General features: G+C 74.3%; 13 protein-coding genes. 9 read left to right on the top strand and 4 right to left on the bottom strand.

The features are described from left to right. The first annotated feature begins 62 nt into the window (after nt 1-62). The 5 genes from Sfr03f_RS24505 to Sfr03f_RS24525 all read left to right on the top strand — a co-directional run bounded on the left by Sfr03f_RS24505 (nt 63) and on the right by Sfr03f_RS24525 (nt 4,830). Nucleotides 63-887 carry a glycosyltransferase family 2 protein gene (locus Sfr03f_RS24505; protein ID WP_108956196.1) on the top strand — a complete coding sequence of 275 codons (825 nt, stop codon included), beginning with the start codon at nt 63-65 and terminating at the stop codon, nt 885-887. After that, entirely contained in the window at nt 884-1,933 is a 1,050-nt protein-coding gene (locus tag Sfr03f_RS24510; RefSeq protein WP_245967733.1) for a glycosyltransferase family 2 protein, read from the top strand. Before Sfr03f_RS24505 ends, Sfr03f_RS24510 begins: the two co-directional genes overlap by 4 nt. A gap of 130 nt (nt 1,934-2,063) precedes the next feature. Continuing rightward, complete coding sequence (locus tag Sfr03f_RS24515; RefSeq protein ID WP_108956225.1) at nt 2,064-2,825, top strand: polysaccharide deacetylase family protein; 762 nt, start codon at nt 2,064-2,066, stop codon at nt 2,823-2,825. 130 nt (nt 2,826-2,955) lie between these two features. Beyond that, nucleotides 2,956-4,062: a DUF5925 domain-containing protein gene (locus Sfr03f_RS24520; RefSeq protein WP_108956197.1), complete on the top strand. Its 1,107-nt coding sequence runs from the start codon at nt 2,956-2,958 to the stop codon at nt 4,060-4,062. A gap of 15 nt (nt 4,063-4,077) precedes the next feature. Next, a complete protein-coding gene (locus Sfr03f_RS24525; protein WP_108956198.1) occupies nt 4,078-4,830 on the top strand; it encodes a DUF72 domain-containing protein in 753 nt (250 codons plus the stop codon). 13 nt (nt 4,831-4,843) lie between these two features. Here Sfr03f_RS24525 and Sfr03f_RS24530 read toward each other — a convergent pair whose 3' ends face one another. Then, a complete protein-coding gene (locus tag Sfr03f_RS24530) occupies nt 4,844-5,233 on the bottom strand; it encodes a GntR family transcriptional regulator (protein WP_245967734.1) in 390 nt (129 codons plus the stop codon). A gap of 76 nt (nt 5,234-5,309) precedes the next feature. Between Sfr03f_RS24530 and Sfr03f_RS24535 the strand changes: the two genes are divergently transcribed. Both Sfr03f_RS24535 and Sfr03f_RS24540 read left to right on the top strand, forming a co-directional pair. Beyond that, nucleotides 5,310-6,239 carry a GNAT family N-acetyltransferase gene (locus Sfr03f_RS24535; RefSeq protein ID WP_108956200.1) on the top strand — a complete coding sequence of 310 codons (930 nt, stop codon included), beginning with the start codon at nt 5,310-5,312 and terminating at the stop codon, nt 6,237-6,239. After that, nucleotides 6,220-6,729, top strand: coding sequence for a ribonuclease FAU-1 family protein (locus Sfr03f_RS24540; protein ID WP_108956201.1), 510 nt, complete (start codon nt 6,220-6,222; stop codon nt 6,727-6,729). The genes Sfr03f_RS24535 and Sfr03f_RS24540 overlap by 20 nt, the downstream gene beginning before the upstream one ends. A 133-nt stretch (nt 6,730-6,862) precedes the next feature. Here the strand turns inward: Sfr03f_RS24540 and Sfr03f_RS24545 are convergent, their stop codons facing one another. Beyond that, nucleotides 6,863-7,513 carry a Tat pathway signal sequence domain protein gene (locus Sfr03f_RS24545; protein ID WP_108956202.1) on the bottom strand — a complete coding sequence of 217 codons (651 nt, stop codon included), beginning with the start codon at nt 7,511-7,513 and terminating at the stop codon, nt 6,863-6,865. Nucleotides 7,514-7,984: 471 nt separating this feature from the next. Beyond that, nucleotides 7,985-8,890: a hypothetical protein gene (locus Sfr03f_RS24550; RefSeq protein ID WP_108956203.1), complete on the bottom strand. Its 906-nt coding sequence runs from the start codon at nt 8,888-8,890 to the stop codon at nt 7,985-7,987. A gap of 527 nt (nt 8,891-9,417) precedes the next feature. On the opposite strand from Sfr03f_RS24550, the gene Sfr03f_RS24555 reads away from it, so the two are divergent. Together Sfr03f_RS24555 and Sfr03f_RS24560 are read left to right on the top strand one after the other, a co-directional pair. Continuing rightward, nucleotides 9,418-10,038, top strand: coding sequence for a DUF6230 family protein (locus tag Sfr03f_RS24555; protein ID WP_108956204.1), 621 nt, complete (start codon nt 9,418-9,420; stop codon nt 10,036-10,038). A gap of 86 nt (nt 10,039-10,124) precedes the next feature. Continuing rightward, on the top strand, nt 10,125-10,670 hold the full coding sequence (locus tag Sfr03f_RS24560; RefSeq protein ID WP_372514429.1) for a DUF6114 domain-containing protein: 546 nt from the start codon (nt 10,125-10,127) through the stop codon (nt 10,668-10,670). A gap of 89 nt (nt 10,671-10,759) precedes the next feature. On the opposite strand, the gene Sfr03f_RS24565 is transcribed toward Sfr03f_RS24560, so the two are convergent. After that, on the bottom strand, nt 10,760-12,150 hold a 1,391-nt coding region (locus Sfr03f_RS24565), incomplete at its 5' end, for a helix-hairpin-helix domain-containing protein (RefSeq protein ID WP_369693483.1).

The following is a 12,150-nucleotide window of genomic DNA, read 5'->3' on the forward strand; positions in this document are numbered from 1 at the left end:
CGAACCGGACTCACAGCGGCCGCCCGGGGGCGGGCGGTCCGCCGGACGAGAGGGACCAACACATGAGCGCAGTGCTGCCCCCGGTCACGCCGGGGCCCGACATCGACACGGGGACCGACCGGTACCGGCCCATCACCACCCACCTGGCCATCGCTCCACCGGTCAGCGTGGTGATCCCCGCCATGAACGAGGCGGAGAACCTTCCGTACGTCTTCAAGACCCTGCCGGACTGGATCCACGAGGTGGTCCTGGTCGACGGCGACTCCACCGACGACACCGTGGCGGTGGCCCGCGAACTGCGGCCGGACGTCAAGGTGGTGCGGCAGACCGGCAAGGGCAAGGGGGACGCCCTGATCGCCGGCTTCGCCGCCTGCACCGGCGACATCGTCGTCATGGTCGACGCCGACGGATCGGCCGACGGCAACGAGATCGTCAGCTACGTCTCCGCCCTGGTCTCCGGGGCCGACTTCGCCAAGGGGTCGCGGTTCGCCAACGGCGGCGGCACCGACGACATGACCCTCGTCCGCAAGCTGGGCAACCGCCTGCTGTGCGCCGCCGTCAACCGGAAGTTCGGCGCCCGCTACACCGACCTCTGCTACGGCTACAACGCCTTCTGGCGTCACTGCCTGGAGCGGATCGACCTGGACTGCACCGGGTTCGAGGTCGAGACGCTGATGAACATCCGCGTCGTCACGGCCGGCCTCAAGGTGCAGGAGATTCCCAGCCACGAGTACCTGCGCATCCACGGGGTCAGCAACCTGCGGGCGGTCCGCGACGGCCTGCGGGTGCTCCGGGTGATCCTCACCGAGCGGTCCAACCGGCGCGCCCTGCGCGGCCGTCCGCGCAGGGCGCCGCTGACGGCCGTGGCCCCCGGCGAGGTATCGTGACGGGGCCCGCCGTGCACGACCGGAGCGGACTGCCGGCCGGCCCGGCCCTGCCGGAGGTCTCGGTGGTGGTCTGCGTCTACACCGAGGACCGCTGGACGGACATCCTCGCGGCGGTGGCCTCGGTGCGGGCGCAGTCCCTCCCCGCGCTGGAGACCCTGCTGGTCGTGGACCACAACCCGGCCCTGCGGAAGCGGCTGGAGCGGGAGTACCGGGACGAGCCCTCGGTGCGGGTGTGCGCCAACGCCGGCCCGCGCGGCCTGTCGGCGGGGCGCAACACCGGGATCACCCACGCCCGGGGGGAGGTGGTCGCCTTCCTCGACGACGACGCGGTGGCCGACCCGCGGTGGCTGCGCCACCTCGCGGAGGCGTACGACGACCCGCGGGTGATGGCGGTGGGCGGGCGCACCGAGCCCGCCTGGGCGTCGGGCCGCAGGCCCGCCTGGTTCCCCGAGGAGTTCGACTGGGTGGTGGGCTGCACCTACCGCGGCCTGCCGCCCGGCCGGGTGCGGGTGCGCAACGTGCTGGGCGGCAACGCCTCGTTCCGGCGCACCGCCTTCGACGCCGCGGGCGGCTTCGCCACCGGCATCGGGCGGGACGGCGGCCGGCGGCCGCTGGGCTGCGAGGAGACCGAGCTGTGCATCCGCCTCGGCCGTGCGCTGCCGGAGGCGGTGCTGCTGACCGACGACCGCGCGGTGATCCGGCACCGGGTGCCGGCGGCCCGGGAGCGGTTCGGGTACTTCCGCACCCGGACCTACGCCGAGGGGCTGTCGAAGGCGCTGGTGGCCCGGAGCGTCGGCGCGGACAAGGCACTGGAGTCGGAGCGGCGGTACGTCGCCAGGGTGCTGCCCGCGGGGGTGCTCCGCGGTCTCGGGGACGCGGTGCGGGGCCGGCCCGGCGGGGCGGCGCGGGCCGGGGCGATCGTGGCCGGCGTCCTGGTCACCGCGGCCGGCTACCTGGTCGGCACGGTGCGGACCCGGAGGGGCGGCGGGACGTTCGTGGTCCCGCCCTCCCCCACGGCCGCGGGGAGGACACCCGGCCGTGCCTGAGCGCGACGAGCCCGAGGGACCCGAGACACCTGAGGCGCACGGGGCGCACGAGGCGCACCGGGAGCACGGGAAGCCCGCGCGGCGTGAGGCGCGCGGCGGGAAGGAGGCGGACCGGGCGGTCCCGGTGCTGATGTACCACGCGGTGGCCCGGGACCCGGACCCCTCGACGCGAGGGCTGTCGGTGACCCCGGCGGCGTTCGCCGGACAGCTGGAGGTGATCGCGGCGGAGGGCTTCACCCCGGTGGACACCGCCGCCCTGGCCGCGGCCTGGCGCCGGGGCGGACCGCTCCCGCGGCGGCCGGTGCTGATCACCTTCGACGACGGCTACGAGGGCGTCCACCGTCACGCGCTGCCGGAGCTTGCCCGGCTCGGCTTCCCGGCCACCGTCTTCGTCACCACCGGCTGGCTGCGCGGGGCGTACGACACCGGGGGCGCCCCCGACACCATGCTGGACTGGGGCCAGGTCCGCGAACTCGCCGCCCACGGGGTGGAGATCGGTGGGCACAGCCACACCCATCCCCCGCTCGACCTGGTCGGCGAGGAGACGCTGCGGCGGGAGCTGGGGCTGTGCCGGGAGATCGTCGCGGCCGAACTGGGTGTGCCGCCCGCCTCCTTCGCCCACCCGTACGGGCACTCCACCCGCCGGGTACGGCGGGCGGTGCGGGACGCCGGTTTCGCCCAGGCCCTCGCCGTCGGCAACGACCTGGCCCGGCGCCGGCAGGGCCCCTACGCGCTGCGCCGGGTGACGGTGCGGCGGCGGACCGGGGCGGAGGAGTTCCTCCGGCTGCTCCACGGGCGGGAGCTGGCCCGGAACTTCGCCGTGGACCGCTGTCTCACCAAGGGGTACGCGGCACTCCGCGCGGCACGACGGCTCGCGCCGCGCGCGGGCTGAACGGAAAAGGTGCGCGGGGCGCCCGGAGTGCGTCCCGCGCACCCCCGCGACGGGGGCGAGCTGTGGTGATGCGGGCCGGCAATGCGGGAATTGCCGTGCGCTCGCAGCCGATCCCACGGATCATGACCCCATGGCCGAGAACCCTCACGCCCCTGTGCCCATCCGGCTCGCCCTGGACGACGGCGACTCCCCGATCGACGTCATCGACGCCCTGTTCCTGCAGCGTTTCACCACCGGCGAGCAGCCGTACTCCCGGACGGTCAGCATCGACCGGGTCCGCCCCGGCGCCCAGCTGGTGCCCTCCGAGGCCCGCGTCGTGCGGCAGGCCAGCAGCGACAAGCAGCGGTCCACCCTGGCCGAGGGCGACGGCTGGACCCTGCGGGTCTCCACCGCCCAGTGGGGCACCGGCACCCACGTTTCGGTGACGGCGGTCAGCGAGGAGCTGGCGGACTCGGTGATCCACCGTGCCACCGACGGCGTGGAGATGGAGCCGGAACCGGTCCCCGAGGAGGTGACCATGGGGTTCTGGCACCTCTCCCCGCGCCGCGGCCCGCTGCGCATCACCCGGCAGATCTCCGCCGCCACCTGGGACGAGGTCCGCGTCAACTACACGGCCCCGGTGGCCGAGGCGATGGACTCGCTGATGAAGACCACCCCCCAGGACATCGCCGGGCGCCTCCTGCTGCTGCACGGCCCGCCCGGCACCGGCAAGACCACCGCGCTGCGCACGCTGGCCCGCTCCTGGCGGGACTGGTGCCAGGTGGACTGCGTGCTCGACCCGGAGCTGCTGTTCTCCGACGCCGGCTACCTGATGAACATCGCCATCGGCGACGACGACGATGACGAGGACGGCGAGGGCCGCTGGCGGCTGCTCCTGCTGGAGGACTGCGACGAGCTGGTCCGCGGCGAGGCGAAGCACGTGGCGGGCCAGGCGCTGTCCCGGCTGCTGAACCTGACGGACGGTCTGCTCGGGCAGGGCCGCAAGGTGCTGGTCGGCATCACGACCAACGAGGACCTGGAGCGCCTGCACCCGGCGGTGGTGCGCCCCGGCCGCTGCATGGCGCGGATCGAGGTCGGCCCGCTGACCCGGCGCGAGTCGGTGGAGTGGCTCGGCACCGAGGAGGGCGTCGGCCGCGACGGGGCCACCCTGGCCGAGCTGTACGCGCTGCGGCGCGGCACCTCGCCGACGTCGCTGCCCGAGCCGCGGGCCGGGGAGGACGCGGGGCTCTACCTGTAGTGCTTTGATGGCGGTATGACCGTCTTCGTCGGCACCTCCGGGTGGCAGTACAAGGACTGGCGCGGCGTGCTCTACCCGGAGGGCACGCCGGTGCGCCGGTGGCTGGAGGAGTACGCCGCCCGGTTCGCCACGGTGGAGAGCAACAACGCCTTCTACCGGCTGCCGTCCCGCGAGACCTTCGCCGGCTGGCGGGAGCGGACGCCGGCGGATTTCACGGTCGCGGTGAAGGCGAGCCGGTTCCTCACCCACGTGAAGCGGCTCAAGGACCCGGCGGAACCGGTGGAACGGCTGATGTCGCACGCGGGCGGTCTGGGCGGGCGGCTCGGTCCGGTGCTGCTGCAGCTCCCGCCGACGCTGCGGGCCGACCCGGTCCTGCTCGGCGACTGCCTGGCCTGCTTCCCGTCCGGGCTGCGCGTCGCGGTGGAGCCGCGTCACGACTCGTGGTGGACGGACCGGGTGCGGTCGGTGCTGGAGGACCACGGCGCGGCCCTGTGCTGGGCCGACCGCGGCTCGCGTCCGGTGACCCCGCTGTGGCGGACCGCGGACTGGGGCTACCTGCGGCTGCACGAAGGCCGCGCCCGGCCGTGGCCGCGTTACGGCGCCCGCGCGCTGCGCACCTGGGCGGAGCGCGCCGCCGCCACCTGGCCGGCGGGCGACCTGTACGCCTACTTCAACAACGACCCCGGCGGGGCCGCCGTCCACGACGCCGTGCGGTTCGCCCGCGCGGCCCGCTCGGAGGGCCTGGACGTGACGCGGACACCGCGCTGAAGTCTTCGGCCGGCTATGCGGCGGGCCCCTCGTACACCGCCCGCACCGCGTCCGCCGCCGCCCGGCCCGCCGCGTCGGCGTCCAGCCCCAGCCGGCGCGCCGTCCGCGCGAACTCCCGGGCGGCGGCGGCCACCGCCCGCTCGGCCGCGGCACCGGCGGCCGCCACGAAGGTGCCGTTGCGGCCGCGGGTCTCGATCACCCCGTCGGCCTCCAGCGCGCGGTAGGCCTTGGCGACGGTGTTGGCGGCCAGCCCGAGCGTCTCGGCGAGTCCGCGCACGGTCGGCAGCCGGTGTCCCACCGGGAGGGCGCCGGACCGCGCCTGTTCGGAGATCTGCGCCCGCACCTGCTCGTAGGGCGCAAGGCTGCCGGCTCGGTCGTCGATGCGGATCCTCAGGCTGCTCACACCCGGATTCTGCCCCACCGGGCCACGCCCGGAAAATGAAGGGCGGGCCACCGCCCCCTCGCGTAGCGTCCCCGCCATGACCGTATCGGTACGCGCCCTCCGGCCGGGGAACCGCAGCGACGCCGAGGCCTTCGCCCGGATCAGGATGCTGGCCCTCCCCTACGTCTTCTTCACCGCCGACTCCGTCGAGCACCTGACGGCCCGCCTCCATCCGGACGCCCACTTCACCGCGCTCCTCGCGGAGGACGACGGCGAGGCGATCGGCACCGCCCAGCTCTCCCTGGCGCACGAGAGCCCGGAGCCCGGGCAGGCGCTGCTCAACGTCCACGTCCGCCCGGACCGCACCGGACGCGGCGCGGGCACCGCCCTGGTGCAGGCCGGCGAGGAACTGCTCGCCGGCCTGGGCGCGCACAAGGTGTTCTCCTGGGTCCTGGACGAGCCGGCCGACCGCGTCTTCGCGGAGCGCCGCGGCTACCGTCCCGGCAGCACTGCCCAGTTCCTCCTGCTGGACCTGGCCAAGGCGGAGCTGCCCCCGGTGCCGGCCCCGCCCCCGGGCGTGGAGCTGCGCACCGCCGCCGACTTCGCCGACGACCCGCGTCCGCTCTTCGAGCTGGACGCCGAGTGCACCGCCGACGAGCCCGGCGACGTCGACCACCGGCTCGGCGACTACGGGGCCTGGCTCGAGGAGACCTGGCGTCACCCGCTCCTGCGTCACGACCTGACCACCGTCGCCGTGGCGGACGGCCGCCCGGTGGCGTTCACCGCGGTCCGCACGGACGGCGGCGTCCGCTACGGCACCGGCATGACCGGCACGGCCCGCGCCCACCGCGGCCGGGGTCTGGCGAAGCTGGTGAAGGCCGACTCGCTGCACCGCGCCCGGGCGGCCGGCTTCACCGAGGCGCACACCGGCAACGACGCCGGCAACGAACCCATGCTGGCCGTCAACCGCTGGCTGGGCTACCGGGTCTGCGCGCGGGAGGTGCAGCATGTCCGCGAACTCGGCTGAGGACGGCGCGGGTGCGGAGCGGGTCGAGGTGGTGCTGCGCAAGGCGGGCCGCCTGAAGATCCGCTACCCCGCGGACCTGCTCTGCGACGACGGCGTGCGGATCGTCGTCCGCGCCGAGTGGGCCGGGGAGGGCGCCCGCGACTTCGGCTTCGTGCGGTTCGAGCCGCACGACCTGTTCACCGAGTGGTACTGGCGGGACCGCTGGTACTCGGTGAAGGAGGTCCGGGACCCCTCCGGCGTCCTCAAGGGCTGGTACTGCGACGTCACCCGCCCGGCGCGGCGGTCCGGCGGCCAGGTGGTCGTGGAGGACCTCGACCTGGACCTGTGGGTGTCCGGCGACGGGCGCCGGGTGCTGCGGCTGGACGAGGACGAGTTCGCCGCGAGCGGCCTGCGCGAACGCGACCCGCGCGCTGCCGCACAGGCCGAGGCCGCCTTGGACGAATTGGAGCGGCTGGCCCGGGAGGACGGCTTGGAGGCTCTGCTGCGGTAGCCCGCCGCGCCGCCGTCCGACGGCCCGTGCCGATCGCCGGACGGCGGTCGGCACGGGCCGAGGCCGCCCCGGCGAGCCGGTGTGCTCGCTCGCGGGGCGGCCCGGGGACCTCACGGTCCGGTGTGGGCGCCGGTCAGTTGACGGACACCGCTCCGCCCGGTCCGGTCACCGGCGCGTACTTGGCGGTGAAGTAGCTGTTGGACGGGCAGGTGGTCGACCCGCTCGTCTTGGTGAACAGCTGGTTGCTGAAGTTGATCGAGTCGTCAGCGTTGTTGGTGGTGCCGCTGATCGAGGACTTGTTGTACACACAGGTGACGTTGCCGAAGGGGGTCTTCAGCACGGCGGTGGCGGTGATCGGCCCGTTCACCGTCAGGGCTCCGCCGGAGGTGACGGCGGCGGTCAGCAACGGCGTGACCGTGATGGACGCGACGCCGGTGGTGAGCGGGATGTTGGACGTGCAGGTGGCCGCGTCGAACGTCTGCTTCACGTTGTTCTCGGTGGCCGTGCCGGGGGCCGTCGGGTTGGTGGCGACGATGGCCTCGATCGCCGAACCGGTGCAGGTCACACCGGTGCTGCCGCCCGCGGTGGTGGTGAGCTTGGCGGTGGTGCCGGCGGCCAGTGACGCGGTCAGCTTGGCGCCGACCGGGACGTTGGCGCCGGTGGCGTCGTACGTCAGGACCGAGGTGGCGGCCGCCGGCGCGGCGACGGCCGTCGTGGAGGCGCCCAGCGAGGCGACGCCGGCGAGGGCGGCGGTGGCGAGTAAGGCGGTACGACGATTGCGCATGACGGATTCCTTCCGTGGGGGATGGATCTCGGGGGGTGCGCACGGCGGTGACGCGGGTGCCGCCCCGTCACCGCCGTCAGCTCACTCGCGGGTAGGGCCCGTTCCGCAGTGAGAGTTTCGGGTGGCTCCGTGCGCTGCGGGCCTTCCGCCCCTGCCCCGGGGCGCAGCCCGGGACGGGTGCGTCCGAAGACGGGGCGACAGGAGGTCCGCAGTCGTTCCCTAGGTTTTGTAACGGCGGCGCCACGGACGGTCAAGAGGTCCGCCGCGTTTTTGTTACCCCGGGTAATCCCAGTTCATGCACAGGATGCCGGGGGAGCGCCGGACGTCGCCGCGGGCGTCCGGCCTTCGTTTCGGAGCAGGGCGGAGCGCCCGTGGGGCGGGGCGCGCGGCCACGCCCCACGGGTCGTTCGGCGGCCGGACGCCGTCCTGCCGCGGAGTCTGCCGCGGGGTCCGCCGCAGCCCGGGATCGGCTCAGCCGCGCGCGTCGTCCAGCGCCGCGGTGAGCGATTCGAGGCTGCCGTCGATGGCGATCGAGGTGTTGACGCCGGTGAAGGTCACCGCGTTCTTCCCCGCTCCGGCCGGCAGGTCGAAGAGCGAGTTCACGATCCAGTTGCTCTCCCCGAGCCCGAGGAGGCCGCAGCGGCTGGCACCGGGGATCGCGACCGAGGAGTCGGTCAGGGTGCCGTTGACGACCTTGAGGACCGCGGTGCCGTGCCCGTTGGGGTCGGCGTCGACGGTCATCTCGGGCGCGGCGGGCGAGGAGGCCCGCAGCACGATCGGGCTGGAGTCGGACCCCACGTAGCAGCGGGAGCCGAGCAGGGGGTGGATCACCTTCAGCTTGATCGGCATCTCGAACAGCGGGTGGTCGCTGCCGACGGCCAGCGGCACGAAGTTCTTGATCTTGCCCGCGGGCTCGACCTTGATGTCCGCGCTGGTGACACCAGGCCAGAAGTTGGCCAGTCCGGGCAGCGGCGCCTCGGTGACCGGGGCGTCCAGCAGCGGGCCGCCGGACGGGTCGGCGGTGTCGTAGACGTTGGCGGTGCTGCCCAGGACGTCGACCGTCGGGGCGGCCGACGACCAGCGGATCCCCCAGTTGAGCTTCATCGGGGCGCCGATCGGCACGCTGTAGTCACCGATCCGGAAAGTGCCCCCGGCGACCTCGGAGTGCACGCAGCCGACCTGCAGGTTGTCCGCCGCGGTGAGCAGCGGGGCGGTGACCGGGCAGGTGTCCATGCCCTGGTAGGGCGCGGCCAGCTGCGTCCCGGCGGCCGAGGCCGGTGTCGTCTGCAGCCCCAGCAGGGCGGCACAGCCGGCCGTCACGGTGACGGCCTTGCCGAGCACGCGGCGGCGCTGTCGGCGGTTGCGGGTGTTGTCCATGTGCGCGTTCTCCTCGCATCGGGCCCGTTCGGGCGGTGTCGTGCGGAACGGCGGCGCGGCGGATCCCCCTCGCCCGGCGCCACGGGCAAGGGGGACGTCCAACCGCAGGGAAACCCAACGGTGTTGTATCGGGAGCCGGTTGGGCGGTCAAGGCGCGGGGGAGATTTTTGTTACCCGAGGTAAGTCCAGTTCGGACGGCAGACGCCGGCGCGCGGAGGACTCCGGCGGGCCCTCCCGGCGACGGGTCCGCAGGTGGGAGCGCCGCCCCGCGGGAGAAGCCCCCGAAGCCTCCCCGGCACCGCGTGGCCACATCCGCACCAACCGGCTCACAAGGTCAACACTCTTTGTCCGCAAGCCAATTGACCCCGTTCCTCACTCGCCGGTAACTTCCAGGAATCCCCCCGAAGCCTCCGCCGCGCCGCCACCGACAGGACCAGGGGAAACCCGGCGCGCACCACGGGAGGCGCCGTCCGCGCCAGGACCTGCCCCGGTTCCATCGACATTGCCGTCACAGAGGAGAGCCGTTCATGTCAGAGTCCGCAATGCCCCTCAAGGGCAGGGTCCGCCTGCGCCGCTGGGCCGCTCTCGGCGTCCCCGGGGTGCTCGCCACCGCCGCGCTGGTCGTCGCCACCGCCCAGGGCATCCTGGCCGCCCAGTTCACGATCTCGGGCATGCCCTTCACCATCAACGCCGACAAGATCCAGGCCACCGGCATGGCCCAGTACGGCGGCCTGGACAACATGCACCCGGACAGCCCGCTCCACGGCGACACGGGCGGCCAGGTGGCGGTGTTCGTCACCACCATGAAGAACGCCGAGATCACCAACCTGTGTCAGGCGGTCGCGATCGGCGGCACCCACCTGACCATCACCGCCGGCAACAAGGGCACCCCGGCCAAGGCCACCAACCTGGCCACCGACTCGGACACCCTGACGGGCCGGACCGGCACCTTCAACGGCCTGGAGATGGGCCGCGACGCCGCGACCCTGGACAAGGGCTTCTCGCAGGGCCCGCTGGGCACCTTCGGCATGCAGGCCGACCGGATCGTGCTGGAGGACGTGTACCAGCACAACTGGGCGACCACCGCCGGGGCCATGACCCTGCCCAACCTGAAGATCGCGTTCAGCGAAGCCGGCTGCGGCAACTGACGCAGTCGCCGAGACCCGGCCGGCGGACGCGTTCCGCCGGCCGGGCCCGTGTCCGATCGGAAACGCCCGCGAAGGAGCCGCCGGCCGTGGCCAGCGACAGCACATCCGACAGCCCGCACACCGCCCCGCACGCCGGCCCGCCCGCCGTCGAAGCCTCCGCCGCCGAAGCCCCCGCCGGTGTGTCCGCGGCCGCTCCGCCCGGCGGCTCCGCCGGTCCGGCGCCCCGGCAGCGGTCCCGGTTCGCCGCCTGGCGCGGCAACCGACCGTTCCTGGGCGGCCTGCTGCTCGCCCTGGCCGGTGTGGAGATCATGCTGACCATGAAGGTCCTGGAGTCCTCGCTCCAGGTGATCCTCAAGGCGGGGGCCCTGGGCATCGCCGGCTATCTGCTGCCCGCCGTGATGGCCCTGTGCGGGGTGCTGATCCTCTTCAACCCCGCGCAGCGGATCTTCTACTCGATCATCGGGCTGCTGGCCACGCTCGGGTCGTGGGTCACCTCGAACCTCGGCGGGTTCGTCATCGGCCTGATCCTCGGCCTGCTCGGATCGACCCTGGCCTTCGGGTGGATGCCCGAGCAGGAGCCGCGCCGCAAGCTGCTGCGCCGGCGCGGACGCGAGGCCACCCCCGCGGGCTGACCCGCGCCCCCGGCGGCCCGCCCCCGGGCGTTCCCCGGGACCTCCCCGTCCCCGGGCATTCCCCGGGACCTCCCCGCCCGCGGGCCGTCTCAGCCGGCGCTGCCCGGGCTGCTGTGCCACAGCTTCCGCCCCGTGGGCGGGCCCCCGTTCCCCGCGGGACGGAGGTCCGCCCACGGGTGCATCTCGTACCCGGTGGGCATCCGGATGGTCCGCCCGTCGTGCGCGCCGCCGTCGTCGCCGTCCTGCCGTCCGCCGCCCTTCTCGCGCAGCGCGCTCTGCTCGGCCAGCGTCTCCGACAGCCGGGCCGCCACCCGCTCCAGCCCGCCCTCGGCGCGCAGCCCGGTCAGCTCGGCAAGGTTCCAGGCGGCCGTGCCCACCACGCTGAAGCTGCGCACCCCGCGGCGCTGCACGGTCCCGCGCACCAGCAGCAGCCAGGAGTGGAAGACGGTGTGCGCGCAGGCGTCGTGGGAGTCGTCGAAGAAGGCCAGGTCGACCAGGCCGGTGCCGTCGTCGAGGGTGGTGAAGATGACCCGGCGGCCGGACCTGATGGGCGGGGTCTGGGTGGCCACCTTGGACCCGGCCACCAGCACCGTCTCGCCGTGCCCGGCGGTGCGCAGCCGCTTCGCGGAGGTGACGCCCAGCTCGGCGAGGAACTCGGCGTGGTCGTCCATCAGGTTGCGCGAGGCGTCCATGGACAGCACGCCCAGCTCGGCGCTGAGCCTCTCCCCGTCGGTGAGCTCCGGCAGGCCCGCCGACGCGGTGCGCTCGCCGCCTCCCAGCGGCAGCTGTTCGGCCCCGGCGGCCCGGGCGGCGCCCCGGTGCAGCTCGCTGATGTGCAGCCTCAGGTCGCGCCGGTTGGCGCCGAACGCGTCCAGCGCGCCCACCTGCGCCAGCCGGTCGGCCACCGGGCGGCTGGGGCGGGCCCGCTGCCAGAAGTCCAGCAGGGAGGAGTAGGGCTGGGCCGCGGCGATCCGCTCCGCCTCCGCCTCGCTGATGCCGTGCACGTCCCCGAGGGCCAGCCGCAGCCCCCAGACACCCGCCGCCCCGGCGGCCGCCGCCCCGGCACCCGGTCCGGCGCTCGGTCCGGCATCCGGTCCGGCCCCCGCCCCGGCATCCGGCTCGCCCTGGTTTCCACCAGACACCAGTTCGACACGGTGGGTGACGCCGGACCGGTTGACGTCCAGCGGGAGCACGGGCACGCCCCGCCGGCGCGCGTCCGCCAGCAGCAGCCGCTTGGGGTACATCCCGGGGTCGTGGGTGAGCAGCCCGGCGTAGAAGGCGGCCGGGTGGTGCGCCTTCAGCCAGGCCGACTGGTAGGTCGGCACCGCGAAGGCCACCGCGTGCGCCTTGCAGAAGCCGTACGAACCGAAGGCCTCGATGATCTCCCAGGCGCGCGCCACCGTCCCGGCGTCGTACCCCCGGGCCGTGGCGTGCTCGGCGAACCAGGTCCGGATCCGCCCCTGGGAGTCCGGGTCGGACA

The organism is Streptomyces fragilis, from assembly GCF_003112515.1.
GTDB classification, from domain to species: Bacteria; Actinomycetota; Actinomycetes; order Streptomycetales; family Streptomycetaceae; genus Streptomyces; species Streptomyces fragilis.